This is a genomic window from Acinetobacter sp. YQ_14, assembly GCF_043102985.1.
GTDB classification, from domain to species: domain Bacteria; phylum Pseudomonadota; class Gammaproteobacteria; order Pseudomonadales; family Moraxellaceae; genus Acinetobacter; species Acinetobacter venetianus.
On sequence record NZ_JBICJJ010000023.1, the window covers coordinates 110,939 to 136,932 of the forward strand.

Consider the following 25,994-nt stretch of genomic DNA (forward strand, 5'->3'; position numbering starts at 1 on the left):
ATGATTTAACCAACAAAAAGCATGTCGTGATTTGGGTTGTCAAAGAATTCTAAAACTTTACCGCCACCACGAGTGACACAAGTTAAAGGATCATCAGCAACAATCACTGGTAAACCAGTTTCTTGTGCGAGTAACTTATCCAAGTTACGAAGTAATGCACCACCACCTGTCAACACGATACCACGTTCAGCGATATCTGAAGATAGCTCAGGAGGTGTTTGTTCAAGTGCTGATTTAACAGCGCTTACGATGCTTTGTAATGGGTCAGCAATCGCTTGGGTAATTTCGTCAGAAGTCACAGTAATTGCACGAGGTACACCTTCTGCCAAGTTACGACCACGCACTTCGATTTCAAGTGTTTTACCGTCGTTAACAGCCATACCTACTTCTTTTTTGATCACTTCAGCTGTGGTTTCCCCAATAACACAACCGTGTGCTTTACGAACGTAGTTAATGATTTGTTCATCAAATACATCACCACCGATACGTAAAGAATCAGCGTATACACAACCTTGTAATGAAATGATTGCAATTTCAGTGGTACCGCCACCAACATCAACAACCATCGAACCACACGCTTGTTCAACTGGCATACCAGCACCAATCGCAGCAGCCATAGGTTCTTCGATTAAGCGGACATCGCGTGCGCCAGCATTAAATACGGCTTCACGAATAGCACGGCGCTCAACCAAAGTCGATTTACATGGTACACAAACTACAACACGCGGCGCTGGCGGGAACAAACGCTTTTCATGTACTTTGCCGATGAACTGATTCAACATGGTCTCAGTTACTTCGAAATCAGCAATCACACCGTCTTTCATCGGACGAATTGCAGAGATATTCGCTGGTGTACGACCTAACATTTGTTTAGCATCAAGACCTACAGCAGCAACAATTTTTTGCGAACCACTATGACGAATCGCCACAACAGTAGGTTCATTTAATATAATGCCACGGCCTGGTGCATAAATAAGCGTATTTGCAGTACCTAAATCAATGGCTAAATCCGGCGAAAACAGGCCAATTAGTCGTTTTAGAATCACGGGGACGTTCCCAATTAAACTTTGTATGGATGCAAGGTGGCAACTTTAACGAAATGTGATGCTTTGAACAAGTCAATCGCTTATTATAACGCACGATATTTTGCAATTTTTTGATACTGAATTAGGTAAAGTTATGTCTACATCATCAGATGCTCAGCAGACAACGGACTTAAATGCACAGACCGTTTCAGCGATTGCACACCTTGCTCGTTTATCTTTAAACGAGGCGCAATCAGCTGAATATGCTGAAAGTTTAAATAAAATCCTTGGCATGATGGAAAGCTTAAAAGGCATTAATACCGATGATGTTGAGCCTTTAAAGAGCCCATTTGACAACCCTCAGCCTTTACGCGCAGACGTGGTGACTGAAAACAATCACCGTGATGAATATCAGGCGGTAGCCCCTGCTACAGAAGCAGGTTTATACCTCGTACCTCGCGTAATTGAATAATTTTTATTCAATTAACTCATATTTTATATTTAGAATGTAAAGAAATTTTTCATATGACAGATTTACATCGTTTATCCATCCGTGAGCTCTCTGAAGGCTTAAAACAAGCCCAATTTTCATCACGCGAATTGACTGAACATTATTTAAAACGTATTGCCAAAATTGACGCAAAAGTAAAGAGTTATGTGACGGTTACAGCAGAACAAGCATTAGCTGAAGCCGATGCTGCTGATACTGCGCTTAAAGCAGGCAATGCACATGCACTTGCAGGTATTCCACTTGCGCATAAAGATATTTTTTGTACCAAAGGGATTAAAACCACTGCTGGTTCAAAAATACTCGACAACTTTATTTCACCTTACGATGCAACTGTTGTGGCAAAAGCCAAAGCAGCTGGTCTTGTAACGCTGGGTAAAGTGAACATGGATGAATTCGCAATGGGTTCAACCTCTGAGAGCTCTTATGTCGGCGCAACGGGCAACCCTTGGGCACTTGATCATGTACCAGGTGGTTCATCAGGTGGTTCGGCTGCGGCTGTCGCTGCTGATTTAGCACCGATTGCGACGGGTACAGACACAGGTGGTTCAATTCGCCAACCAGCTTCATTCTGTGGCTTAACTGGCTTAAAACCGACTTATGGTCGCGTTTCTCGCTTCGGTATGATTGCGTATGCATCATCACTGGATCAGGGTGGTCCAATGGCACGTTCTGCAGAAGACTGTGCATATTTAATGAATGTGATCGCGGGTCATGATGCCAAAGACTCAACTTCAGTCAATAAAGAAGTTGATGACTACGTGGCTAACTTGAACAGTACAGCAGTGAAAGGCTTACGCATTGGTATTCCAAAGCAATACTTCAATGTGGCTGGTTTAGATGCTGATGTAAAAGCACGCGTTGAAGAGTCATTGAAAAAGTTGGAAGAAATGGGTGCAACTTTGGTTGAGATTGATCTCAACATGACTGAAGCCTATGTACCAACTTACTACTTGATCGCACCTGCAGAAGCATCTTCAAACCTGTCACGTTTTGATGGCGTGCGTTACGGCTACCGTTGTGAAAATCCTGTGGACTTGATGGACTTGTATAAACGTTCACGTTCAGAAGGTTTTGGTGCAGAAGTACAACGTCGTATTTTGATTGGTACTTATGCCCTTTCTGCAGGTTATTACGATGCCTATTATGTCAAAGCACAAAAAGTACGTCGTTTAATTCAGCAAGACTTCTTGAAAGCATTTGAAAATGTTGATGTGATTGCTGCTCCATCTGCTCCAACCACAGCCTATAAGATCGGAGCGAATCTCAGCCCGACTGAAATGTATTTAGGTGATATCTATACCCTTGCTGTGAACTTGGCAGGTCTACCAGCAATCAATGCACCTGTTGGTTTTGACAAAGACAGCTTGCCAGTGGGCTTACAGTTGATTGGTAACTATTGGTCAGAATCACAATTGTTGTCGATTGTGCATCAATATCAACAAAACACAGACTGGCATACCAAACGTGCGGCAATTGCTGAGGAGAATGCATAATGACTGAAGCTCAAAAGTTAAAGCTTATTGACGGTTGGGAAGTCGTTATCGGGATTGAAATCCACACTCAGCTTGCAACAAAATCTAAAATCTTCTCAGGTTCATCGACTGAATTTGGTCAAGACCCGAATACACAAGCCAGTCTTGTTGATTTGGCAATGCCGGGCGTGTTGCCTGTTTTGAACGAAGAAGTGGTTGATCTTGCGATTCGCTTTGGTTTGGGTATCGATGCCTATATCGATCAAGCCTCTGTATTCGCACGTAAGAACTACTTCTATCCTGATTCTCCAAAAGGCTACCAGATCAGCCAGATGGACAATCCGATTGTCGGCCTGGGTCATATCGACATTCAACTTGAAGATGGCACTATAAAACGCATTGGCGTGACTCGTGCTCATCTTGAAGAAGATGCAGGTAAATCGATCCATGACCAATTTGAAGGTATGTCAGGTATCGATTTAAACCGTGCTGGTACGCCTTTACTTGAAATCGTGTCTGAACCTGACATGCGTTCGGTTGAAGAAGCTGTAGCATATATCAAATCAATTCACACGCTCGTACGTTGGTTAGGTATTTCTGACGGCAACATGGCAGAAGGTTCATTCCGTGCCGACTGTAACGTGTCTTTACGTCGTCCGGGACAGCCATTTGGTACACGCTGTGAGTTGAAAAACCTCAACTCATTCCGTTTCATTGAACAAGCGATCAATGTTGAAATTGAACGCCAAATGGAAATTTTGGAATACGGCGGAAGCATCGACCAAGAAACACGTTTGTTCGATCCAAACAAAATGGAAACGCGTTCAATGCGTTCTAAAGAAGAAGCGAATGACTACCGCTACTTCCCAGATCCAGACTTGTTACCAGTGATTATTGCAGATGAGCAAATTGAAGCTGCTCGTGCTGCACTTCCAGAGCTACCTGCTGCACGCCGTGCACGCTTTATCGCAGACTTTGGCGTAACTGAGTACGATGCACATGTACTTACGCTCTCACGCGAAATGGCAGACTTCTATGAAGCTGTTGTGGCTGCTGCGGGCGGTGCTGCACAAGGTAAAGTATCTGCAAACTGGGTGATGGGCGAATTCTCAGGCGCGTTAAACAAAGCAAACCTAGATTTGGCTGACTCTCCTATTTCTGCTGAACAGCTTGGCGGCATGATTGCGCGTATTATCGACAACACTATTAGCGGTAAGATTGCGAAACAAGTCTTTGGCTTTATGTGGGAATCGGAAGGTAAATCTGCCGATGACATTATTGCGGAAAAAGGCTTGAAGCAAGAAACTGACACTGGGGCAATTGAAGCAATCATTAAAGAAGTACTTGCAGCCAATGAAAAAATGGTTGAAGAATACAAGTCTGGTAAAGAAAAAGCCTTTAACGGTCTTGTAGGTCAAGTCATGAAAGCGTCCAAGGGTAAAGCCAACCCTGCTCAAGTAAATGAATTAATGAAAAAATTGATTGGTTAAATCAATCTAATTTAAAAAACCCGCTTTAGAGCGGGTTTTTTTATTTTATTCTGGAGGCTTAAAAGACAGCCAGCGTCTATAGGATGATTCATCCGCAATTTCTAAATCCTTAGATATTCGGTTAATATGAGCTAATTTTCTCGAATTAAATTTTTCATAGGCATTCCAAAATGCTTCTATCTCGATCGTCAGCTCTTTTATTTCATCATTCTCTTCATAAATAGGCACTAATACTGTACTAATAATATCCCATTTTATTCGACCACGATTCATTCCTGTTGTCGAAGAAAATACATCTCCTAGTATTTCTTTGGTCCGTAAGATACTCCCGTAAAATACTGCATGTTCTTTTGAAGATGCAGTCAATATAGTATATTCATTAGAAACAAACTTACCAGAATGATAAGGAGGAACAATACTAATCGCACCTCTTCCAAATCCCATATTAGAAATTAGAATATCCCAAGTTTGAACTTTAAATAATTTCGAGTATGAGGAATCTGTGCCATCCAAAATATCCCCATCTACAATTTCGCCTTCATAATTAACGACAAGTAGCTGATACTGCTCTGTATCACTTACTAGCTCATCCCTATCTTTTGCCACAGCCAGAATATTTCCTAATTGATCGGTTTGATAACCTTTCTTTAACCAAATAGGAACTTTTCTACCTCGATCGTTGATACAATATTTAACATCAAGTCGATCTAGACAATTTTCAAAAGGAATTACATATTCGGAATCATTACCTAAACAATAGTCTCTGTAATCCTTTATAAGTCTTGACATTTCCTCCTGTTTGAGAGCATCAAGATTTTTATAATCAACACCAATTCTTTTTGCAGTTTTCTTATCCAAACCTAAATATATTGAAGATGCCATAAAAACATCCTCTTGAGTGTCAATTTTCTCCATCTTCTTTTTTAGAAGAATGATGGATGTTTTTACTCTAGCAGACGCTCTTCTAAATGCATCTCCAGGCAGGGAAATGATGCCTTTAATAATAAAATTTTCACGTATATAGTTTCTTATATACCGATATGACTCACCTGATAAAACTGAATCATCAATAACTGCAATAATCAAACCGTTATCTGATACTAAATCCTTATATCTTTCAATAAACATAACGCTACTGATAAGACTTTTAATGATTCTCCCCCCAGCGCTATCTCTTGACAATGCATATTCATTTAAAATATCAGATTGATCTTTATTATCCCTTGTATATTGTAGTGAAAATGGTGGGTTCGAGAGTATTAGATCAAATTTAATATTTTGATCTATTAAAAGTTCTCTAAGCTCTTCTATTTGACGATCCACCTCCAGATCATCATTTCCGATTTTTCCTATATTTTTATCTAGAGAATCAGCATAAAAAATATTACTCCCACCATCACCATGTAAATACATGTTCATACGAGCAATTTTATACATCGATGGATCGCTGCCTGCATCTATGCCATAGATACTTTTAAGCTTAATTATACGTTCAATTTTTAATTTCTCGGCTGACGTTAAACCTTTTAGATTTTTCAAACTTTTAAAAAGTCTAGTCAAGGATGAAATCAAAAAACCGCCTGAACCACAGCAGGCATCCAAGACTTTAGGAACATACACATCAGAAGGTCCAACTATTACTTTAGGATCTCCCAAAGCAACCATAAGATCAACAACATCACGTGGTGTGAAAAATTGACCTATATCCTTACCACGAATTGTTGCATCAAGAAATGTTTCGAACATACGACCATGTACATCTTCTTCCATGCCATACAAATCAATATTTTCAATCTCTTTTACAACCTTTTTCATAGTTGATGAAGAGATATTTATTTGCTCATTTTTATCAAAAAACCTTTTTTTATTGCCATAAATAATATCTTTTTCTAATTCATTTAATAAATTTTTAAATAATATTTGATTAATAGGATTATTAGTTTCTGTTTGCGATGCTATCCAATTTTGAGAAAATATCACATCCTTATACTTCGGCTTTGGATTACTACCTAATTTAATATGAATATCTCTATCCTTTCTAATTTTCACAAAGAAAATTTTTATCAGCTCTTGGAAAGCAGCACTAGGTCCCTTTTTTTCTGACTTCCAAATTTCTTCATGCAATTTTTGGAATTTTGTGGATAGCTCTTCTAAAGAAACCTTTTCAAACAAGAAATGTGAATTATCTAACTCTTCTTTCACATGCTCAACCAAAGCTATCATAGAAGACTTGGAAAGATAATTCTCAAACTCCATGAAAGCAAAGCTATCATTATAAAAATCATCAAAACCTAATTCCAACAAAGGCTTCTTCTGATCCCAACGGTATAAATTTGTTGTATTTCCATTACTTAGGATGTAATAATTTACAGGATTGTAATCAAATTCCTTGTTAATTTCTAAACAATATGAAGAACATTGATGCTCCCAATTGATTATATTTTCATTTGGTGATTTAGCATCTATAACAATTGATGGAATACCATTTATTAAGATTACATAATCTGGCTTGTAAAGAGTTTTTTTACTACCTTTCCCTATTTCATACTCACTAATAGACGTTTTTAATTTTATGTCCGCGTCTTCATAACCTAAATGCACAAGCATTCTATTGATAAAAAAAGTCTCAACATCAGCTTCATTTTTAAGATTATCAATAGAGCAAAAAATGTTTTTCAAGAAAAACTCCGACAAATGTGAAAAATCTAGGATTCCTAGCAACGCTTAGAGAATAGTACCAAAAAAAAAATTTACTAGTTATTTTGATCTAAATATCGCTATTGAAATTTCCATTACTACTTATATTAAGTTAATTTATTTTTTATCGTTTAGTTTTTCTACAGTGAAATCGCCAATTGGTACGTGTATCCAACTTTCCTGACCATCCAAACATTACCATTTGCTCGGTATATCACTTCCCTCACCTTGTCCAACAAGGAGAAGACGCTTAAATTACTAGTCTAATACTCGCTCAAATTTAAAAAATTAAAATCCCATCTCCTGAGTAAGTTTTAAGCACTGCTTTAAAGCGAAGCGCAAGTGAGGGTAGGCAGATATTACATTAGCTATGCTTACACTTCTAAGCACAAGTATCTTCACAAAAACTAATTCCAGAGCTCCTACAAAAGAAGCTAGCTAAATCTTTAAAGCTGCAGATTTCAAAAAAACAAAACATGGCTGGGCAGGAAATTGTGAGCAGGGTGAAATGATTATTTATAAAGGTTTAAATGGTGATGGCCGTAAAGATGCCGTTATTCAAGATAGTAGCACTATGTGTTACTGCAATACGGGTGTTGGCTACCATATTATTTCACAACAAAAAGATGGTAAATGGAAACAACTATTTAGTGACTCTGGCATACCTACCTTTTTGAAAACTAAAGGCAAAGATGGCTGGCTTGATATTGAAAATGGGGGGCCAGGCTTCTGTTTTGCTATTTATCGATGGAATGGTAAAGAGTACATCATCAACCGTTATGAATATGAAGGTAAAGCTTGCGAGTTATAAAAAAAACAGACCTGATAAAATTAAAAAGTCTCGATTTATCAGGGCTTTTTTACATCATTTATGAAACATCCTTCGACTAAAGAATGCACTTTTTTCTAAAAAATGACACAGTGACTGTGCTAATTTAAATTAAGAATTTAGATAACTTATATTTTAAAAAGCGAGATAAATCATGTCTAAAAAGATTTTAATGTTGGTCGGTGACTATGCAGAAGACTATGAAACTATGGTTCCATTTCAGTTCTTAACTGGTTTAGGTTATTCCGTGCATGCTGTTTGCCCAAATAAAAAGAACGGCGACCATATTGCGACTGCAATTCATGATTTTGAAGGTGACCAAACCTATAGCGAAAAACGCGGTCACAATTTTGCCATTAACTATGATTTTGAAGCTGTTAATACTGAAGACTATGTAGGTTTAGTCATTCCGGGTGGTCGTGCACCAGAATATTTACGCATGAATGAACGTGTTATCGAAATTGTGCGTGAGTTTGATCAAGTGAAAAAACCAATTGCAGCGGTATGTCATGGCGCTCAGTTACTTGCTGCGGCAGATGTACTAAAAGACCGCTTGTGTTCTGCTTACCCTGCATGTGCTGCCGAAGTAAAATTAGCAGGTGGGCAATACGCAGATATTGCCGTGACCGAAGCTGTTACAGATGGACATTTAGTGACTGCGCCTGCTTGGCCTGCACATCCAGCTTGGTTAGCGCAATTTGTGAAAGTTTTAGGTGCTACGATTAGTATTTAAGTAGGTATTACCATTAAAGCCACGCCACTAAATAAAACCTGCTGTTAGTTAGATTTTGTCTAATAGCAGCAGGTTACATTCATTTATTTGAGAAGCAGAAAACTAAATTACTATCTCGTGATTCCCAACTTATTCCAAATATCAGGTGTTAAAAAAGTCATGACCAATTTATTTAAATCAATATAGCGCAACGTCCCTTGCAACTGCTGTCTTACCGCTGGGTCTTTGACAATATCCTCACCCGCACTCTGACCTAACTGCTGAAAAGCCTCACCAACCGCTTGAATCCCCTCAGCCTGAATCACCGCCTTAGTCTGTGTCGAACACTGTTCAACAATCACACGCTGTAAAACCTGCGCCAATTTCTGATCTAACTGATTCTTCTGCTCAGGCGTAACATTACTAAAAGACTTTAAATCAGGATGCGCTGCTAAAGCCGTAAACGTCCATTGCAACACCGTGGTTTTATCTGCTGCTGTCGTGGCTTTCACCAAACAATCACTGAGTTGATCCACTGTTGGCCCTGAGATTGCCACTTGGGTTGTTCCCAACACAGCCGCAGCCATCAACACAGAACGACTCAAATGAGAAATCTTACGGCGAGCAGAAATATAAACACGAGACATAAGCGCAGTTCCAAAATGCAATCTGTCTCTTTGTAGCATGTACTCGCTAGATCATCTGTTATGACGCTGTAAATTGCGTAAGCCCAAACCTTTAAAACTTAGGCAAAATGTAAAACTCGAACTTAACCTTGTCCCTGATAATCCCAATTTACAGGAATATTTGGCTGCTGTGGTGCTTTGTTTAGATCAATATTCAGATTACGACTGCCTTTAAATGACTTCTCCCCCGAATCCGATACAGGTGATACATCCAAACTGTAGCGATAGCGGAATTGCCACAACATTGGTTTAATCGGGCGAATATCTAAACTGAGACGATCTTCATCATGGCATTTGCCTTGAGAACTTTTATATTCCTGCTCAGAAAAACATGCCCGAATCATGCGATTAAAACTAAAAGGATAATTTTCAATAAAGCGATGTGTCTGCCCTGAATCCTTTAATTCATAAAAACTCGCACGCTCCATCCCTGCTCCACCACCTGAATACATTTCAGAAGAACGCTCAATGATAGCAATTGCATAACGGCTTTCAGTCATTGGAAAAAGTTTAGGGAAAATAAACTGTCCATCTGAAGTATTTTCTTCATCATTCGCTAAACCGACATGCCACTTATTTTTCAATTTCAAGCCAGTAGCAGATGGATAAAACTGAGCGATCTGATCACCAGACAATAACCATAACTTTTGATCAGCCGTTTTTAGACTGCGAAGCGGCGTTTGTTGTTGGCAAACATCACTAAGTTGCTCGCAAATTTGCTTTTGCTCAATCTGACTGAGTTGAGCCTTTTTAAATTCTAAAATCTGCAATGACGCAGCAAAAATTGAAGTGTTAAAGCAGCTCAATGAAATCGTTAAAATCAGCCCACTTAAATAAATTTTATTGTTCAGCATCATCATTCCTTAGGCTATTTTTAGATAAATAAAATATTATTTTACAATCGCTTCAATGCGATCAAGTTCCCAAACCCCACCAGCGGCAAGCCCTTTACACATGCCTGTCCACATATCTTTGGTATTGACAAACTTTTGCCCATCCCACACCCATTCAGCGGTACTCCAACAATCCCCTATACCTCGTCCTTTTTGAGCACTACTGATAATACCTTGGTAAAATTCTGACGCATGTTCAGTCACGAAAGTCGCTTTACCAGTAAGTGACTCATTGAGTACCCAAGCGCCATATCCTTCGTTATAAGCACCGCGCCAACAAATCGTCATTGCCAATACTTTTTTATTTCCCAATTTATATAACTCAATCGGTTGTGGCTCATATTCATCACCATTATAGAGTCCCTCACAAAAACCACCTTCCTTTGGTGCAGGCTGAGCAGCCATTAACATTTGATGTATAGATGCATAGCGTTTATTGTTCGACTGCAAAGTGAGATAAGGCTTATTACTGGTCTTCACTTGTTTTACAATAATTTTTGGTTGTGCTGATAGGACTTTTGACTCATCCATTTTACCTTTTTTAATCAATGCCCCAACCGTACCGACTCGCTTTTGAAAATCATCCATTTTTAATAATACAGCGGTCATACCTTTATCTGATATTTGCCATTGGACATTTGGGTTTTTAAACACAATTTCCGTTTTTTGTTTAGATTGTTGTAGTAATGCATTGACCTGAGCAGCAGTGAGTTTCCCCATAATCGGAAAATCAGCACCATCCACTAAGACTGCTCCAAGATCTTTACCATTGACATAAAAATGAATGTTTTTTAATTTTCCTGCGAGCTGCGCCTGCTCGTCAATACTTCCCAGCGCAAATTCAGCCTTGACGGCTTGCTTAGCACCCGCGAGTCGGGTTAATAATAACGAGGCAGGTTCATTCGGATCATGACTATATTCATCTGAATAGCCTGCTGCTTGGCATGTTCCCGTGTTACTACAATATATTTCCCAATCTCCATGCGTAAATGAAATCCCTTTGATCTCCTGCGCAAATGCTGCGGCACTAATGGACATCAAACAACATATTAAAATGATATTTTTCATAAGACTTATTTCTCGGTCTAATCTATTTTATTTTTCAGTAAGAATATTTTAGGACGTTTAAATTATTCACGTTGTAGGTTCTTGTATTCAAGAATATGCTAATTTTAATTCAAACCCCAAATACCGTATAAAAAATGAAATTATTCAGCTCTATTTTCCCGATTTTATTACTGCTGTCTACCGCAATAGCTCACGCTGAAGTCAGTCAATTTGAACCAATTTTTCCTCAATTTTCAAATACGACAAAACAACGCCGAGCAATGAATCAAATATATGCATTGGGTGAAGTATCCTTTAGCAATGATGTTCGCGTTCCTTTTTATGGTGTTACCGCGCCTAATCCTGTCGATGATGGACTGTTAAAAGACTTTAAATCGTGTACAGCAAAAAGCTGTCATTTTGATTTTAAGCTAGATGCTAATCTGGCAAAGCAACTTAAACTGATCGGACTACCTGAAATTGGTGCTGTGCTTGTTCCAAAAGATTGGCAAGATATCGAAGCAAATGCAGGGGCAAATGGTACAGGTTCAGCATTGTTGATGAGCGCAAATCAAAAACACGCCATTGAACTATATGATTCTTCAGTTTGTGTTGGTTGCGGTATGCCCTACGCAACTCTTTATTTTCCAAACCTTTTAAAAGAAAGCATTGAGAATGAGTTTGGCGGTTATAAAGACACACAAAAGTTAATTCATGTGGTATATCCATCCAAATACGTCGCTTTCTTTAGTTATCAGATTCCAAAGCTGAATAACAAAACCCATGGTGTAGCGAAATATCGTGATGATGGTGATTTTAACTTTCGAGAAATCAAAGTCACCTTAGACAAATCTCAGCAACATTTGGTTGGGCCAATTTTAAACTTCTATCACTTTACGCATTAATATTAAAATTATTTTCTAATACTTGGCTGGCTTTAAGTAAATCCAAAAAATGTGCCACTCGAACATTATTATCTTTGGCTCTGTAAATTGCATAAATTGGAGCAATACAAGGTTTCTTGGCTTCCAAAGGACGGTAAATAATTTGTTTATTCCAAAAGTCTTGGATGGATGCTGGCACGATGGAAAGCCCAATCCCTGCTGCAATTAAATTTAGACTCGATGTTAATCGTGGTGCTTCTTGGACAATGTTGGGACTAAAGCCCGCTTGATAGCAATTTGACAAAATATTATCAAACAAGTCTTGCCCCGCTAAACGGCGATAAAGTACAAACTCATAAGGTTCTAAATCAGGCAAGCGAATCACGCCCTCTTGCATTGCTAAAGGGTGATTACTTGGCAGTGCAACGATTAATGGCTCATCAAGCACATGCATCGTTTGCACGGCAGCATGTTTAGGTGCTGGTTTACGCAAAAATACGATATCAAGTTTTTCATTAATCACCGCATCAGTTAAAGCACTGCTACTCTCTTCTTCTAAATGAATCGCAACGGCTGGAAATTTTTCGCGAAATTGCCGCAACAATGCAGGTAAAAATGGATGTAATCCTGCTGAATTGGTAAAGCCGATATTGATCTGACCTTCGAGACCCTGTGCAATATTTTTAACTCGTTTCGGAATTGACTGAGCATGCGCCAAAATCGTAATGGCTTCTTGATATAAGACTTTGCCTGCTTCTGTAACCTCAACGCCTCTGGGTAGACGTTTTAGCAGTGCCGTCTCAAGTTCCTCTTCTAAGCTTTTAATCAATCGTGTTAATGGCGGTTGTTGCATATGCAGCCGAACAGCAGCTTTAGAAATATTACTTTCTTCAACCACAGCAACAAATGCATGGAGCTTATGAATATCCATTAAACATACCTTATAAGTATAGATACAAGCAAAAATAGCATTTGTAAATATATCACTATTCCACCATCCTATTCTCATTAACCGATGAAGAGGAATAAGTCCCAATGAAAGCCCAAGCAATATCAATAGAGCGTGAAACAGTTTCAACAGCGCCTGATTGCAAGGCTCTTTTCACGGGATTTATGCAATTGGGGCTGATGGGATTTGGTGGGGTATTACCCTTAGCACACCGTATCATTGTTGAAGAGAAAAAGTGGATTGGTGAAAGTAAATTCACGGATTTACTTGGCGTCTGCCAGCTCTTACCCGGCGGTAATATTATCAATATGTCAGTTGCAATTGGTATGCAGTTCCAAGGTATAAAAGGCGCGATCTGCTCTGTTCTAGGATTGATTTCTGCACCAACAGCGATCGTACTGATTATTTATCAAGTCTATGAACGATTTGCATACTTAGCCGCGGTACAACATATGATTCAAGGCTTAGCTGCGGCCGCCGCAGGTTTATTATTTGCAACAGGGCTGAAAATGTTGCGACCAATTTTAAAAAGCTATCTCACCATTTTCACGATTGTACTGACCTTTGTTTTTATGCTTCTGATCAAGCTTCCTTTAGCGCTGACCTTAGTCATCTTACTTGCGATTAATATATTTGTACTTGGAGTGAAAAAATCATGACCTTATTGACCTTAGTGATCGTTTTTACACAGCTCTCAGTTTTGGCTTTTGGTGGGGGTAATGCCATCCTTCCTGAAATGCAATATCAAGTGGTAACGGTACACCAATGGATGACAGCAGAGCAATTTAGCTCACTGTTTGCGATGGCTCAAGCCGCACCCGGCCCGAATATGATGATCGTTCCCCTTGTCGGCTGGCACGTCGCTGGGCCAGCAGGTTTATTAGTGACTTCATTGGCGAAGTTCGGCCCATCATCTATTATCACAATCTATGCACTAAAATTCTGGGAACGATTTAAAGCCAATCCATTACGGGCACGCTTTGAAAAAGCCTTAAAACCTATTACGGTCGGATTGGTTCTCGTGAGTGCATGGTTAATTGCGGATGCTTCAGCACAAAATCTATTGTTAGTTGTGATCGTCATTTTAACTGCATTTCTTGGTGTATTTAAGAGAATTCATCCTTTATGGGTCATGGCTGTAGGCGCTGGACTTGGAATTTGTTTACTTTAAACCATAAAAAAACCTGCTTGATGCAGGTTTTTTTATTTAATGAATTTATTTATCCAAAATAGATTCAAAAGCTTTTAAGCGTTTATGAATCGAAAGCAATTCAATAATAGTTTTCCACGAACTAATGAGATACTGGAAAGAATCTCGAACATTACTAAAAACATTAACAATCTGCTGAAATAAACCGAGTGTTAATAAACCTGCTGAAATAGACGGAAATAATACAACCAACTTGTATAAAATATCGAGCTGCCCATACCAATTCGCAGTTAAATTAAAATAAGAATAATGGAAATATAGACGGAAATAGTTTTTCCTTACCTGAGCAAATAACTCTTTTAACTTTGCAGGCTGAGCATATTCCATATGATCTTCGCCATAAACTAATTCTTTACGGTATGCAGCTTCGACTTTCTGGTTATTGAATTGGAGCCCAGGCAATTTCATACCGACAACCATTAAAAGCACCGTTCCAAAGACGGCCCATATCATAGCAGCCCAAACTAATGAGTATTTAACTTCGCCTATAATAGGTAGTGCAGGCACATGATTTGATAAGATAAAAAGTAAAGGTAAAAATGCGATGAGAGTCATAATCGCTTTGATAAACTCTACACCTAAGTCTTCGACAATCGTTGCAAAACGCATAGTGTCTTCTTGCACACGTTGCGAAGCCCCTTCAATATGTCTTAATTTTTCCCAGTTCTCAACATAATATTCATTCATCGCTGTACGCCAGCGGAAAACATAATGGCTAGTAAAAAATACATTGATCGTTGCTAATGTCACATAAACCATAGCAATCCAGAGAAAAATTGCTAACTCTTTATAAAGAGCTGTGACATCCCCCCCTTTGGCAGTTAGCATACTTTGGACTAAATCCCAAAATGGGACATACCATGCGTTAATTGCAACATTCGCCTGTACAGCAAACCAGATATTAAACAGGATAAATGCGGAACCCAAGATCGACCAGTTTTGCCATTTATTATCTGAAAAGAAACGCCAAAAACCAGCAAACAATCCCGTAGAAACTAAAAACCACAAATAAAACCAAAGTGATGAAGGTGCCCAAAAACGGCTGACACCAACTGAAAGTTCAGCATCTGCATAACCTTGAGGGAAACCTAAATATTCGCCCCAGCTATGCCCACCGGTGTACCAAAGCAGCATGTTGAGTGACAGCCACACAATCACTGAAATAAAGAACAAGCGTGGGCTAGGAAAAAAAGATTTAAACATTGAACTTAACAATCCTTGTTGCGTAGCAATTGACGTCAGGCGTCATCCTATTACCTCAAACTTAAATATGTCTGATAAAAACTTTAGTAATTTGTAGTTATTTACATGTTTTCCCAATATTTTCATAGCATTTTGTAAAGCTTTTACAATTTGTTTTGAGAAAACAATCTGTTTAGGTTAACAAACTCATGGTATTGGTTGATTTACCTAAACAGTTAAAGCTTTATTGAGCGCTTGCAGGATTCACTTTTAAAGCAACTTCAGGTTGATCACCATTAGCCACATTTTTCTTGTTTTGAATCACCCATTGAATATCAGAAAGCTTTTGGATTGCGGCATCTACACCTGCTTGCATGGTGTTCTCTCGGTCTTTGACATCAAAGATATGCGCCTTTTCACGCAGGTCAGGTTGAATCACTACATCTGCATCTTTTAGTTCTTCTTCTGCAAGTCGTCCTTGCATAATATTAATATTTTGGTTGAATAAGCCCCAAACATTGGTAGTTTCTGTGTGAATAGGTTGCGCCAAAATATCCACTGCAATCACTACGTCTGCGCCTAACTCACGTGCAACCTCAACAGGAACTGGGCTAACCAATCCACCATCAACATACTCAGTATTGTGAATTTTGGTCGGAACAAACATGCTAGGAATTGAAGTCGAGGCACGCACTGCCTGACCCGTATTACCATAATTAAATACCGTCTTGGTTCCGTCTTTAAGCTCAGTTGCAACGACATACATTGGAATTTTTAATTTTTGTAGTGGAATATTATGAACTTGATCATTCACATAATCTTCGACTTTCTTGCCATCAAAAAAGCCTTTTAAGCTGACATTCACATCACGTACATCATTGGCTTTTAATTTAAGTGCAATGTCACGTAATTCGGCAGCACTTTTACCACTGGCATAAATTGAGCCAACAATACTTCCTGCACTCGTTCCAACAATAAAATCAGGACGAATGCCTTGTTGTTCCAAAACTTCAATTACACCAATATGTGCGTAGCCACGCGCACCACCGCTACCTAATACCAAAGCGATAACAGGGCGTTTTTCTTGTTTTTTAATTGAGGCAAAAGGCATAACAGCAGTTTGTGCTTGGGCATCTTCAACAACAGGTCGTAAATGTGAAGTGGTCTGACAACCTGTTGCCAAAACGACGGAAAGCCCTAGCACAAAAAGTTTAAGCTGTTTCATATACAATCTTTGCCAAATTTAATCTATTTCTCTTTTAATTTTAGCTCGACTAAACAAAGAAAGTTGTATCACTTTTTTATTAATGTTTTCTTCACTATAAAAAAAGCCCCTATCTATTTAGGGGCTTTCAATTATTACCAAATGTCTGAATCGACTTTTTGCTTTAATTTAGGATGATTATCAATTTTAAACTCAGGTTCTTTGATCCCTTGTTTTAATTGAGAGGTGTAATCTTTCAACAAAATTAATGCAATTGGCGTTAATAACAAGATCGCAATTAAGTTTATGGTCGCCATCAAGCCCATCGAAAGATCTGCCATTGACCAAACTAACGGTACACTTGTGATCGCACCGAAGTAAACCATTGCCAAAACCAAGACACGGAAAATGAACATGATCTTTGGATTGTTATTAATAAACTGTACGTTACTTTCAGCGTAAGCATAGTTACCAATAATTGAAGTAAAGGCAAATAAGAACAGAATAATGGCAAGAAAACCACCGCCCCAGCTACCAATTTGGCTCTCTAATGCTTTCTGCGTCAATGTTACGCCTTCAAAGCCTGCTTCGTGATATAGACCAGACACCATGATGATAATCGCAGTACATGAACACACCACAAAAGTATCGACAAATACACCAAGCATTTGTACTAAACCTTGATTTACAGGGTGTTTCACATCAGACGCAGCAGCAGCATTTGGCGCAGAACCCATACCAGCTTCGTTAGAGAACAAACCACGTTTGATCCCCATCATCATTGCCATAGAAATCATTGCGCCGAAGAAACCACCAGCTGCAGCTTCAAACTCAAATGCTTTGGTAAAGATCAATTTAAAGATCTCAGGCAACATTGGTAAGTTAGTCATCGCAATGTATAAAGCGACCATGATATAAAGCAATGCCATGAAAGGAACGATCCCTTCAGCAACTTTAGCGATACGCTTAATCCCACCAAAGATAATCAGTGCTGTCATCACGACTAATACGATACCAACCCATGACACTTCGAGATCAAGTCCGCCGAGACCCAATACAAAATTGGCTTTATCCCAACCCCATGCATGTGAGGTCGCACCAATAATTGCATTTGCTTGTACCGCATTAAATACAAAGCCATACGCTAAAATGAGTGATAGCGCAAAAACGATCCCTAACCACTTTTGTTTTAAGCCTTTGGTAATGTAGTACGCAGGGCCACCACGAAATTGCTTGTTTTGATGATCTCTCACTTTAAATAATTGAGCGAGTGATGATTCAACAAATGCAGAACTCATCCCAAGGAAAGCAGTCACCCACATCCAAAACACAGCACCAGGACCACCAATCGCGATTGCAATCGCGACACCTGCAACATTACCAACACCAACACGGCTTGCCAAACCTGTTACGAAAGCCTGAAATGGAGTAATCCCATGCTCATCTTGCGCTTCTTTACGGCTCCCTTTCATCACACGGATACTGTGTAAGAATAAACGAAGCTGTACTGCACCCGTCGCTAATGTGTAAAACACCCCAACCGCAACCAACAATACGACCAAGAAATTCCAAAGCGGATCATTCAAGAATTGTACCCACGACATCAGCGTGGCATTTAATTGTTCATTCATCACTTATTCGCTTAAAAAATTACATGTACATCAAGCACATATACGATAACAATGGATGAATCAAAAAAGCCCCGCATGGGGCTTTTGATCCGACTTAGATAAAGAATTTCAAAATTAATTGAATCACTGTCGCATTGATTAGATCGACGAAGAATGCACCACATAATGGAACAATCAAGAACGCTTTATGCGATGGGCCATACATGTTTGTGATGGCCTGCATGTTTGCAACAGCTGTTGGTGTTGCCCCCATACCGAAACCACAGTGACCCGCTGCCAAGACAGCTGCATCGTAGTTTTTACCCATCACACGGAACGTCACAAACGCAGCATAGAGTGCCATCGTCAGTGTTTGCGCACCAAGAATCACAACAAGTGGGCCAGCCAAATCAGCCAATTGCCATAATTTCAATGAAAGCAAAGCCATTGCCAAATAAAGTGATAATGACGCATTACCAAATACATCAATTGCACGGTCAAAAATATCTACTTTCAATAGGCTTTCTAAGATGTTACGTAAAACAACGCCGCCGCCAAGCGCCCAAACGAAAGTCGGTAACTCGAACCATGTTCCTTTACTATAACCTGTCATAAATTCAGCAAATGCTAAACATGCAGCAAACATACCGAGCGTTGTAATCGCATTATCAGCAGTAATTAAACGGACTTGATGTGGATTTTCAAATGGCGCAAGCTCTTCAGGATGCTTATCAAGATGCGTATCACGATCTTTGATTTGCGCTGGTGTTTGCTCACGAGCAAGTCCATAACGATTGATCAATAACTTCGCTAAAGGACCACCGATCACACCACCGATAATCAAACCAAATGTCGCACTCGCCATACCCAATGCCAAAGCGCCTTGGATACCATGCTGAGTCTCAAGAATTTCGCCCCAAGCACCCGCTGTACCGTGACCACCTGTCAACGTGATTGAACCTGCGATCAAACCGATCAAAGGATCAATACCTAACAACGATGCAAGGCTCATCCCGACAACATCTTGTACGATGATGAATGATGCGATACAGATCAAGAATAAAACTAAGCCGATCCCGCCCTCTTTTAGCTTCATGAAATTGGCACTGAGACCAATTGAAGCGAAGAAAACTAGCATGAAACTCGTTTGTAATTGACTGCTGAAAACAATACTGTAGCCCCACATCGAGTGCACGAGTAATGAAATTACCGCTGCAACCAAACCACCAGCTACTGGCTCAGGGATGTTGTAACGTCTTAAGAAGTCAATTTTATTAACGAGAAAACGCCCTAATAATAAGACGATCACCGCCGATATTAGGGTATAAAAACCATTGAAAGTAAATTCCATATCTTCTTCCGTTTATTTCATTCGTTTTTCAGATGTTTTTTCCATCCTACAGCCAATGAAATAGTAACTCTCAAAATGAGTGAAAACTCAATCAGCTTAATAAAAAACATACAGTTCTTTGTAAGAACTCAGCTTTATTTAACCTGATTTGTTTTCACGGATGATTACACCTACAGGATAGGTTAGAAGTTATAGCGAGCCATTGCTCCTACACGGTTATCCTTACCTTTTTGACCATTAAAGGTTTTACGTTCGCCATAAACATATTCTAGACCGAACGTAATAGGTGAAACAGGTGAATACATCACATTCCACCAACCTTGTTGTAGTGTCTTGTTTTGCGCTGTATCTGCAAAAGCTTGTTGAGCAAAGTCATTACTGTCATTTGCAAACATTGCGCCATACGCCAAAGTACTACGAACTTTTGGCGTAATCTGATACGTCGTACCAACGGTAACTGCATCAAATTCATTCAAATTTAAATCAAAATTATTTGGATTTACATTGAAAGCATTGTTGGTATAAAGCAAGAATTTGCTGTCACCTTTAACATGCGAATAATCAATCATCGCCTGTAATGAATCAGTAAATTTATATTTTGCACCAATTGCAACGCCCCAACCGAGTGCAGATTCATTCGCACTTAGTTGTTTATCATCGTTAGCAAAACTTGCTTTACTGCGAGCTTCTGTCAATAACGCACGCGCTGATGTTGTCCCCTTACCTTCGGCAAAATCATATTTCAATTTCGTCGTCAGAGCAGGCGCTCGATTGTCATCATTACCTTTTTCTAAGGCAACAGCATAAGTTGTTGTAGGGTTTAATTGAGTACTATAACGAACCATAGGCGTACGGTAAGTACCAATCCCTAATGGTGAGTTAAAATCAAGCATTTCTGGCTGTACGTCTGTTGCCAAGAAAGTTGATGTTGTTTGACCAAATAACCAGTCGTTATATGTGAGATACGCATGACGAATACGAATCGTGTCATTGCTACTACCGCCACGGAAATCAACTTCTAATTTACCACCAACGTCTGCACCTTGGACAGGTGCTTTGAAATCTAGGCCAAAACGAGTCACTGTCGCAGTGCTGTAGAATCGGTCGCTATTTTTCTCATTATTTTCAAGATCAACCTTGTTGATACGGTTGAAAATGCCATCACCACCTTTGGCTTGATAAGAAGCATCGCCACGTAAGAATCCATAGAGCTGAACTTGTGCGCCCGAAGCAGTGCTAAAGCCCAATGGTGATTTCTGAGATGATTCAGTAACAGCAACCGTTTGAGAATTTGGTGCGTTTACAACAGTCGTCGCTGGTGTTGCAGCAACTTGAGGAAGATCATTTTTTTGTTTTGATTGCGGAACATATTGTTCAAGTAAAGCGCGTAGTTCTTTTACTTCATCACGAAGTTGTTGAATCTGTTCTTGCTCACTAGCGGCCTGAGCATTGTTCATCATTAAGGCAGCAACGGTAAACGCCAATCCCTGAATTACGAACGGCTTACGGATGAGAGATAAACTCATGAGAAGCTCCTGTATTGGTGTATATTTCAACATTTTCCACAAGCATAAAATTGGGTAAATTTTGTATGCTTGTCATAGAAAATTCCCCTCACCCTAACAGTAAGGAAAGCCTAATCAATTTTTTAAAAAGGGCGTATTATGCATAAATTTGGAATATTGTGTGTATTTTTTTATTTGAGTCGCAAGTACTACGTCTCACACTTCCAAGTAAATATCATTTCTATTTCATTGTGTTATAAATATATTTCTTTTTCACATAACAAAAACACCCTCTAAAAAATTATTTTCATGCCGTATGAATCGCGTACAAATGCTTACTTTTCACCCAAACCCAAGTCTACGACTAAAAAATCATCCGCAAAAAATATGAATTCCTTTATAGTCTCAAGCAGTGAGAAAGATCAGAAAAGATGAGGAGCTTTTATGAACACGGAACAAGTCCGCCAGGTTGATGATGCCATTACTTCGCGTCACTCTGTACGCGCATTTTTAGATACACCTGTTGACGTGCAAACGATTAAAGATATTTTGGCAGTTTCAAGCCGAGCACCTTCAGGAACGAACACGCAACCTTGGAAAGTTTATGTCGTTACAGGTCAAAAACGTGCTGAGATGATTGATCGTGTATGCGCAGCACAAATTGAACTACATCAAAAGCCCGAACTTGCTGATCAGTATAAAGAAACTTTTGCCTACTACCCAGAAACTTGGATTTCACCATTTATTGATCGCCGTCGTGAAAATGGCTGGGGCCTTTATGGCTTACTCAACATCCAAAAAGGTGAAAAAGAGAAAATGGCGGCACAGCAATTACGTAATTTCCAATTATTTGATGCGCCTGTTGCACTTTATTTCACAGTCAATAAAGCTATGGGGATTGGGTCAAAAATGGATATTTCCATGATGATTCAAAATGTCATGGTTGCAGCAAAAGCACGCGGATTGGATACTTGCCCACAAGCGGCGTGGAACCATTTTCATCCAATCGTTTTAGATGTGCTGAATGCACCTAATGATGAAGAATTAGTATGTGCTGTTGCTTTAGGCTACGCTGATCCTGACCATATCGTAAACACCTTCATTACACCTCGATTACCTGTCGAAGATTTCACTGTATTTATGGATTAAATCGCTTTTAACAGTATCTCTAAGCAGAGATACTGTTTTGCTGTTTTCCAACCTTAAAGATTGCAAATAAACCAGCACTGGTAAAAAGCAGCATCATGATGCCCATATTCAGCGATGCTTTCCAAATAAGAAAATTCAAAATCACCCCACCAAGCAAACCACAGGCAAATTGCATACTGCCCATGATCGCACTCGCAGTTCCAGCTCGAGCACCTTGTTTCGACATTGCCAAAGCCATCGCATTTGGGCCAGTCAAACCAATTCCTGAAACCACTAAAAACAAACCAGACATCAAAAACCATAACGGCGCGTCATGCATTAAGCCTGCACTAACCACCACTAAAGCACCAAAACATTGAATCGACCCACCTAAGCGTAAGCGTGGAAAAATCCCCATCCGCGTATTTAAATGTTTATTTAATGACGACATCAACATAATCCCAGCGGCGTTGAGCGCAAATGCATAGGAGAAATGTTGTTGAGATAAGTGATATTGCCCCATGAAAACAGCTGATGCTGAACTGATATAGCAAAATAATGCAGCTCCCGTTAAGCAACCAGCCAACATTGGCACTCTAAAGCTTTCATCTTTCAGAATTGCTGCATATAAAGTTGTGACCTGATAAGCAGACAATTTTAAACGTCGCTCAGCGGGCAGCGACTCTTTAAAAAAGAAATGCACACAGAACCAGCAGATCACACCGATAATCGCTAAGGCAGCAAAAATCACCTGCCATGGGAAAAAGCTTAAAATCCATGCACCAAACATAGGTGCAAGAATAGGTGCAAGCCCCATCACAATCATCATGCTAGAAAAGGCCTGAGCTGATCCTTGTACATCCAAACGATCTCGAATAGCTGCACGAGCAATCACCACACCGACACAACCACCCAGTGCCTGAAAAATACGTGCTGCAATTAACGCCCATTCGTTAGTCACAAAAACGCAAGCTAAACTTGCAACGACATAAAGGGCTAAACCAAAATATAAAGGTGTTTTGCGTCCAATACGGTCACTGACTGGTCCATAAATTAACTGACCAATCGCAAGCCCTAAGAAATATGCAGGTAAAGTATTGGCAATCATTTGTGTACTTACCGCAAATTCATCTGCCATTTGTGGCAATGCGGGTAAATACATATCAATTGATAAAGGGCCTAAAGCGGTTAAAAGTGCAAGCAACATAATCCAAGCTGTTGAATACTGTCGTGAATTAGATTGCTCAACCTTCATAATGCTGCACTTTTCAAGTTTATTGGTCGTCTTAGCTTAACATTCTCGTCCTAATTTGTGCATAATATTAAAAGCCTGCTAACACTTTAAAAAGGTTATCAGTCCTCCTATATATCAATTGCAAATACAAAAAGGACAGCACTTGAATCCTTGGTTCGGACGATTTAAACAGCTTACCTATAACACCACGTTTATGTATAACGTGCGGATGTTAATCGCCTTTATAGGTACTGCCTTTGTACCCTATTTGCTTGATTTTCAACTGGCAACCATTCCTCTTACGCTAGGCGTTGTCGCAGCGGGCATTAGCGATATCGATGATCGCTTTTCAGTACGGATCATGAACCTCATTTATACTTATATTGGGTTCTTCATCACCGCCGCCTCTGTTCAATTGCTATTCCCTTATCCTGTTGCTTTTGCAATTGGGCTGATTGCCTCTTGTCTTGGATGGATTTTATTAGGTTCTCTCGGCAGACGTTATGCAACCATTGCTTATGGGTGTTTAGTCGTTTCCGTATATACCATGCTAGGTGTTCATCTATTTGAAGATTGGTATCTTCAACCTGCCTTATTGGTGATTGGTGCAGCATGGTATGGACTGATCTCAACGATTAGTTTTTTACTGTTTCCGGTACGACAATTACAGGATCAACTTTCATCTTCATACAATGCCTTGGGTAGCTTTTTATTTACAAAATCCAATTTGTTTGATGTCGATATGACACCTGCAAGTTACCAACAAAGCATGATCGATTTGGCCTTGGAAAATGGAAAATTAATTTCCCTTTTTAATAATCTGCGTGTCGCATTAGTTACTCGGCTCAAGGGCGATCGTGGACAGAAAGATACGCGTCGTAGTCTGCAATATTATTTTGTTGCCCAAGATATTCATGAACGTGCTGACTCTGCCCACATTGACTATCAAAAGCTTGCAAAAGTCTTTCAGCACAGTGATATTTTGTTCCGCTTCCAGCGTATTTTAACCATTCAAGGAAAAGCATGTCAGGACTTGGCTCAATGCATTCGACATCGAACACGATATACCCATAACAAGCGCTTTAAGCACAGCTTTGAAAACTTACGACTGTCACTTGAAAAACTCCGCGAAGATAATCTTTATGATCAGGTCAGGATTAATGCATTATTTGCACTTTATCAAAACCTCAAATCAATTGATGCTCAACTACAAAACCTTGAGACCGAACGTAACTTACAGTTAATCAATGCACAACAAGCTGAAAACCAACTCAAAGATGATGATCTCAAAGGTGTAAATGACATCATTATTCGTATTAAACAACACTTATCGCCAGAGTCGGTATTATTCCGTCATGCGGTTCGTTTATCGATCGTGTTATTTATCGGCTATGTCTTTATTCAACTGACAAATATTTCGTATGGTTACTGGATTCTATTAACGGCACTTTTTGTCTGCCAACCAAACTTCAACGCCACCAAACGTCGTCTCTATCTTCGTATTATTGGTACTTTGATCGGCATCATCGTTGGTTTAGCTGTAATTTATTTTATCCCTTCCCTCGAAGGTCAATTAGTCATGCTGGTATTGAGTGGTGTGTTATTTTTCGAGCTACGCAGTAAACAGTATGCTCAGGCCACTGCTTTTATTACCATTCTGGCACTGATCAATTTTAATCTTGATGGTTCTGCTTTTGCTGCGGGTTTACCTCGATTCGTCGATACTGTTATTGGCTGTGCATTGGCATGGTTTGGCGTCAGCTTTATCTGGCCCGATTGGAAATTCCGTCGTCTCCCACGTACTATCCAAAGATCGTTACAAGCTCAATGCCAATATTTAGCTGAAGTCGTAATGCAGTATCACCAAGGTCGTAATAACGCCTTGAATTATCGTGTCGTCAGAAGAGCTGCGCATAATAATGATGCCGAAGTTGCCTCTTTAATTTCCACACTTGCCACTGAACCCAATATTGACCCAACACAAAAGACTTTGGCTTTTGAGTTTCTATGTCTGAGCCATACGTTCCTGAGTTATGTTGCAGCACTCGGAGCACATCGTGAACAAATTCAAGATCAGGAAGTTCTTTCCTTACTGGATCAAGCACTTGATGATATTCAAGGTGCGCTCTTAAGGGATGAAGTGCCTGATTTATCAGCACAAAATATGCTGAGTACAATCAGACAGCGCCTAAGCCGTAATGACGAAAATGATCAAAAATCATTGATTATCTTGCAGCAACTTTCTTTAATGCTCAGTATTCTGCCTCGTTTGAGTATGCTTAAACAAAGTCTACATCATGAGCCAAATGAGGATGGCACTGAGTTTGCTTCTCTCTAACTTATCAGCCATTTGCATAATATCTTTGCATGCTAAT

22 protein-coding genes are annotated in these 25,994 nt (G+C 39.5%); 10 read left to right on the forward strand and 12 right to left on the reverse strand.

The genetic code is table 11. From position 1 onward, the window contains the following. Positions 1–5: 5 nt before the first annotated feature. Positions 6–1,046, reverse strand: a complete 1,041-nt coding sequence (locus tag ACF8D3_RS12050; RefSeq protein WP_004877105.1) for a rod shape-determining protein — start codon at positions 1,044–1,046, stop codon at positions 6–8. A gap of 133 nt (positions 1,047–1,179) precedes the next feature. Here ACF8D3_RS12050 and gatC point away from each other — a divergent pair, with 133 nt between their 5' ends. Genes gatC through gatB form a run of 3 tightly spaced genes read left to right on the forward strand, consistent with a single transcriptional unit; the run spans position 1,180 to position 4,498 of the window. After that, positions 1,180–1,497, forward strand: a complete 318-nt coding sequence (gatC, locus tag ACF8D3_RS12055) for an Asp-tRNA(Asn)/Glu-tRNA(Gln) amidotransferase subunit GatC (RefSeq protein WP_312106086.1) — start codon at positions 1,180–1,182, stop codon at positions 1,495–1,497. A gap of 53 nt (positions 1,498–1,550) precedes the next feature. Beyond that, positions 1,551–3,029: an Asp-tRNA(Asn)/Glu-tRNA(Gln) amidotransferase subunit GatA gene (gene gatA, locus ACF8D3_RS12060; protein WP_312106088.1), complete on the forward strand. Its 1,479-nt coding sequence runs from the start codon at positions 1,551–1,553 to the stop codon at positions 3,027–3,029. After that, positions 3,029–4,498, forward strand: a complete 1,470-nt coding sequence (gene gatB, locus ACF8D3_RS12065) for an Asp-tRNA(Asn)/Glu-tRNA(Gln) amidotransferase subunit GatB (protein WP_312106090.1) — start codon at positions 3,029–3,031, stop codon at positions 4,496–4,498. Before gatA ends, gatB begins: the two co-directional genes overlap by 1 nt. Positions 4,499–4,543: 45 nt before the next feature. Here gatB and ACF8D3_RS12070 read toward each other — a convergent pair whose 3' ends face one another. Continuing rightward, positions 4,544–7,177: an N-6 DNA methylase gene (locus ACF8D3_RS12070; RefSeq protein WP_392471666.1), complete on the reverse strand. Its 2,634-nt coding sequence runs from the start codon at positions 7,175–7,177 to the stop codon at positions 4,544–4,546. A 460-nt stretch (positions 7,178–7,637) separates the two neighbouring features. On the opposite strand from ACF8D3_RS12070, the gene ACF8D3_RS12075 reads away from it, so the two are divergent. Beyond that, positions 7,638–8,006 carry a hypothetical protein gene (locus ACF8D3_RS12075; RefSeq protein ID WP_392471775.1) on the forward strand — a complete coding sequence of 123 codons (369 nt, stop codon included), beginning with the start codon at positions 7,638–7,640 and terminating at the stop codon, positions 8,004–8,006. A 172-nt stretch (positions 8,007–8,178) separates the two neighbouring features. Beyond that, positions 8,179–8,757 carry a DJ-1/PfpI family protein gene (locus ACF8D3_RS12080; protein WP_312105601.1) on the forward strand — a complete coding sequence of 193 codons (579 nt, stop codon included), beginning with the start codon at positions 8,179–8,181 and terminating at the stop codon, positions 8,755–8,757. Positions 8,758–8,867: 110 nt separating this feature from the next. On the opposite strand, the gene ACF8D3_RS12085 is transcribed toward ACF8D3_RS12080, so the two are convergent. The 3 genes from ACF8D3_RS12085 to ACF8D3_RS12095 form a co-directional block, all read right to left on the reverse strand. After that, complete coding sequence (locus ACF8D3_RS12085) at positions 8,868–9,383, reverse strand: hypothetical protein (RefSeq protein ID WP_392471668.1); 516 nt, start codon at positions 9,381–9,383, stop codon at positions 8,868–8,870. A 122-nt stretch (positions 9,384–9,505) separates the two neighbouring features. Then, positions 9,506–10,276, reverse strand: a complete 771-nt coding sequence (locus tag ACF8D3_RS12090) for a hypothetical protein (protein ID WP_392471670.1) — start codon at positions 10,274–10,276, stop codon at positions 9,506–9,508. 36 nt (positions 10,277–10,312) lie between these two features. Then, positions 10,313–11,383, reverse strand: a complete 1,071-nt coding sequence (locus ACF8D3_RS12095; RefSeq protein ID WP_392471671.1) for a DUF1176 domain-containing protein — start codon at positions 11,381–11,383, stop codon at positions 10,313–10,315. Between the two features lie 134 nt (positions 11,384–11,517). Here ACF8D3_RS12095 and ACF8D3_RS12100 point away from each other — a divergent pair, with 134 nt between their 5' ends. Then, positions 11,518–12,267 carry a DUF4850 domain-containing protein gene (locus ACF8D3_RS12100; protein ID WP_392471672.1) on the forward strand — a complete coding sequence of 250 codons (750 nt, stop codon included), beginning with the start codon at positions 11,518–11,520 and terminating at the stop codon, positions 12,265–12,267. Here ACF8D3_RS12100 and ACF8D3_RS12105 read toward each other — a convergent pair. Further along, positions 12,257–13,177, reverse strand: a complete 921-nt coding sequence (locus ACF8D3_RS12105; RefSeq protein ID WP_392471673.1) for a LysR family transcriptional regulator — start codon at positions 13,175–13,177, stop codon at positions 12,257–12,259. The genes ACF8D3_RS12100 and ACF8D3_RS12105 overlap by 11 nt on opposite strands. Before the next feature lie 104 nt (positions 13,178–13,281). On the opposite strand from ACF8D3_RS12105, the gene ACF8D3_RS12110 reads away from it, so the two are divergent. Both ACF8D3_RS12110 and ACF8D3_RS12115 read left to right on the forward strand, forming a co-directional pair. Further along, the gene (locus tag ACF8D3_RS12110; protein ID WP_392471674.1) at positions 13,282–13,854 is read left to right on the forward strand and encodes a chromate transporter; all 573 of its coding nucleotides are present in this window, start codon (positions 13,282–13,284) and stop codon (positions 13,852–13,854) included. Then, positions 13,851–14,366 (forward strand): chromate transporter, encoded by a 516-nt coding sequence (locus ACF8D3_RS12115; protein ID WP_392471675.1) that lies wholly within the window; start codon positions 13,851–13,853, stop codon positions 14,364–14,366. The genes ACF8D3_RS12110 and ACF8D3_RS12115 overlap by 4 nt, the downstream gene beginning before the upstream one ends. A 45-nt stretch (positions 14,367–14,411) precedes the next feature. Here ACF8D3_RS12115 and sbmA read toward each other — a convergent pair whose 3' ends face one another. From sbmA to ACF8D3_RS12140, 5 genes are all read right to left on the reverse strand, one after another. Next, the gene (sbmA, locus tag ACF8D3_RS12120) at positions 14,412–15,608 is read right to left on the reverse strand and encodes a peptide antibiotic transporter SbmA (protein WP_061517009.1); all 1,197 of its coding nucleotides are present in this window, start codon (positions 15,606–15,608) and stop codon (positions 14,412–14,414) included. A gap of 223 nt (positions 15,609–15,831) precedes the next feature. Beyond that, positions 15,832–16,812 carry a patatin-like phospholipase family protein gene (locus ACF8D3_RS12125; RefSeq protein ID WP_004877128.1) on the reverse strand — a complete coding sequence of 327 codons (981 nt, stop codon included), beginning with the start codon at positions 16,810–16,812 and terminating at the stop codon, positions 15,832–15,834. A 134-nt stretch (positions 16,813–16,946) separates the two neighbouring features. Next, the gene (locus tag ACF8D3_RS12130) at positions 16,947–18,422 is read right to left on the reverse strand and encodes a sodium:alanine symporter family protein (RefSeq protein ID WP_004877129.1); all 1,476 of its coding nucleotides are present in this window, start codon (positions 18,420–18,422) and stop codon (positions 16,947–16,949) included. A gap of 94 nt (positions 18,423–18,516) precedes the next feature. Beyond that, positions 18,517–19,752, reverse strand: a complete 1,236-nt coding sequence (gene gltS, locus ACF8D3_RS12135; protein ID WP_023014143.1) for a sodium/glutamate symporter — start codon at positions 19,750–19,752, stop codon at positions 18,517–18,519. A gap of 182 nt (positions 19,753–19,934) precedes the next feature. Beyond that, positions 19,935–21,278, reverse strand: a complete 1,344-nt coding sequence (locus ACF8D3_RS12140) for a DcaP family trimeric outer membrane transporter (protein WP_392471676.1) — start codon at positions 21,276–21,278, stop codon at positions 19,935–19,937. Positions 21,279–21,701: 423 nt separating this feature from the next. Between ACF8D3_RS12140 and ACF8D3_RS12145 the strand changes: the two genes are divergently transcribed. Next, complete coding sequence (locus ACF8D3_RS12145) at positions 21,702–22,406, forward strand: nitroreductase (RefSeq protein ID WP_392471678.1); 705 nt, start codon at positions 21,702–21,704, stop codon at positions 22,404–22,406. 19 nt (positions 22,407–22,425) lie between these two features. Here the strand turns inward: ACF8D3_RS12145 and ACF8D3_RS12150 are convergent, their stop codons facing one another. Next, positions 22,426–23,640, reverse strand: a complete 1,215-nt coding sequence (locus ACF8D3_RS12150) for a multidrug effflux MFS transporter (RefSeq protein ID WP_312105619.1) — start codon at positions 23,638–23,640, stop codon at positions 22,426–22,428. Positions 23,641–23,782: 142 nt separating this feature from the next. Here ACF8D3_RS12150 and yccS point away from each other — a divergent pair, with 142 nt between their 5' ends. Then, entirely contained in the window at positions 23,783–25,957 is a 2,175-nt protein-coding gene (gene yccS / locus ACF8D3_RS12155) for a YccS family putative transporter (RefSeq protein ID WP_392471680.1), read from the forward strand. The last annotated feature ends 37 nt before the right edge of the window (positions 25,958–25,994 follow it).

Excerpts from the sequence above, each read along its gene's own strand:
- gatC (WP_312106086.1), top strand. The coding sequence starts at position 1,180 with ATGTCTACATCATCAGATGCTCAGCAGACAACGGACTTAAATGCACAG.
- gatA (WP_312106088.1), top strand. The coding sequence starts at position 1,551 with ATGACAGATTTACATCGTTTATCCATCCGTGAGCTCTCTGAAGGCTTA.
- gatB (WP_312106090.1), top strand. The coding sequence starts at position 3,029 with ATGACTGAAGCTCAAAAGTTAAAGCTTATTGACGGTTGGGAAGTCGTT.
- ACF8D3_RS12080 (WP_312105601.1), top strand. The coding sequence starts at position 8,179 with ATGTCTAAAAAGATTTTAATGTTGGTCGGTGACTATGCAGAAGACTAT.
- ACF8D3_RS12085 (WP_392471668.1), bottom strand. The coding sequence starts at position 9,383 with ATGTCTCGTGTTTATATTTCTGCTCGCCGTAAGATTTCTCATTTGAGT.
- ACF8D3_RS12090 (WP_392471670.1), bottom strand. The coding sequence starts at position 10,276 with ATGCTGAACAATAAAATTTATTTAAGTGGGCTGATTTTAACGATTTCA.
- ACF8D3_RS12095 (WP_392471671.1), bottom strand. The coding sequence starts at position 11,383 with ATGAAAAATATCATTTTAATATGTTGTTTGATGTCCATTAGTGCCGCA.
- ACF8D3_RS12100 (WP_392471672.1), top strand. The coding sequence starts at position 11,518 with ATGAAATTATTCAGCTCTATTTTCCCGATTTTATTACTGCTGTCTACC.
- ACF8D3_RS12105 (WP_392471673.1), bottom strand. The coding sequence starts at position 13,177 with ATGGATATTCATAAGCTCCATGCATTTGTTGCTGTGGTTGAAGAAAGT.
- ACF8D3_RS12110 (WP_392471674.1), top strand. The coding sequence starts at position 13,282 with ATGAAAGCCCAAGCAATATCAATAGAGCGTGAAACAGTTTCAACAGCG.
- ACF8D3_RS12115 (WP_392471675.1), top strand. The coding sequence starts at position 13,851 with ATGACCTTATTGACCTTAGTGATCGTTTTTACACAGCTCTCAGTTTTG.
- sbmA (WP_061517009.1), bottom strand. The coding sequence starts at position 15,608 with ATGTTTAAATCTTTTTTTCCTAGCCCACGCTTGTTCTTTATTTCAGTG.
- ACF8D3_RS12125 (WP_004877128.1), bottom strand. The coding sequence starts at position 16,812 with ATGAAACAGCTTAAACTTTTTGTGCTAGGGCTTTCCGTCGTTTTGGCA.
- ACF8D3_RS12130 (WP_004877129.1), bottom strand. The coding sequence starts at position 18,422 with ATGAATGAACAATTAAATGCCACGCTGATGTCGTGGGTACAATTCTTG.
- gltS (WP_023014143.1), bottom strand. The coding sequence starts at position 19,752 with ATGGAATTTACTTTCAATGGTTTTTATACCCTAATATCGGCGGTGATC.
- ACF8D3_RS12140 (WP_392471676.1), bottom strand. The coding sequence starts at position 21,278 with ATGAGTTTATCTCTCATCCGTAAGCCGTTCGTAATTCAGGGATTGGCG.
- ACF8D3_RS12145 (WP_392471678.1), top strand. The coding sequence starts at position 21,702 with ATGAACACGGAACAAGTCCGCCAGGTTGATGATGCCATTACTTCGCGT.
- ACF8D3_RS12150 (WP_312105619.1), bottom strand. The coding sequence starts at position 23,640 with ATGAAGGTTGAGCAATCTAATTCACGACAGTATTCAACAGCTTGGATT.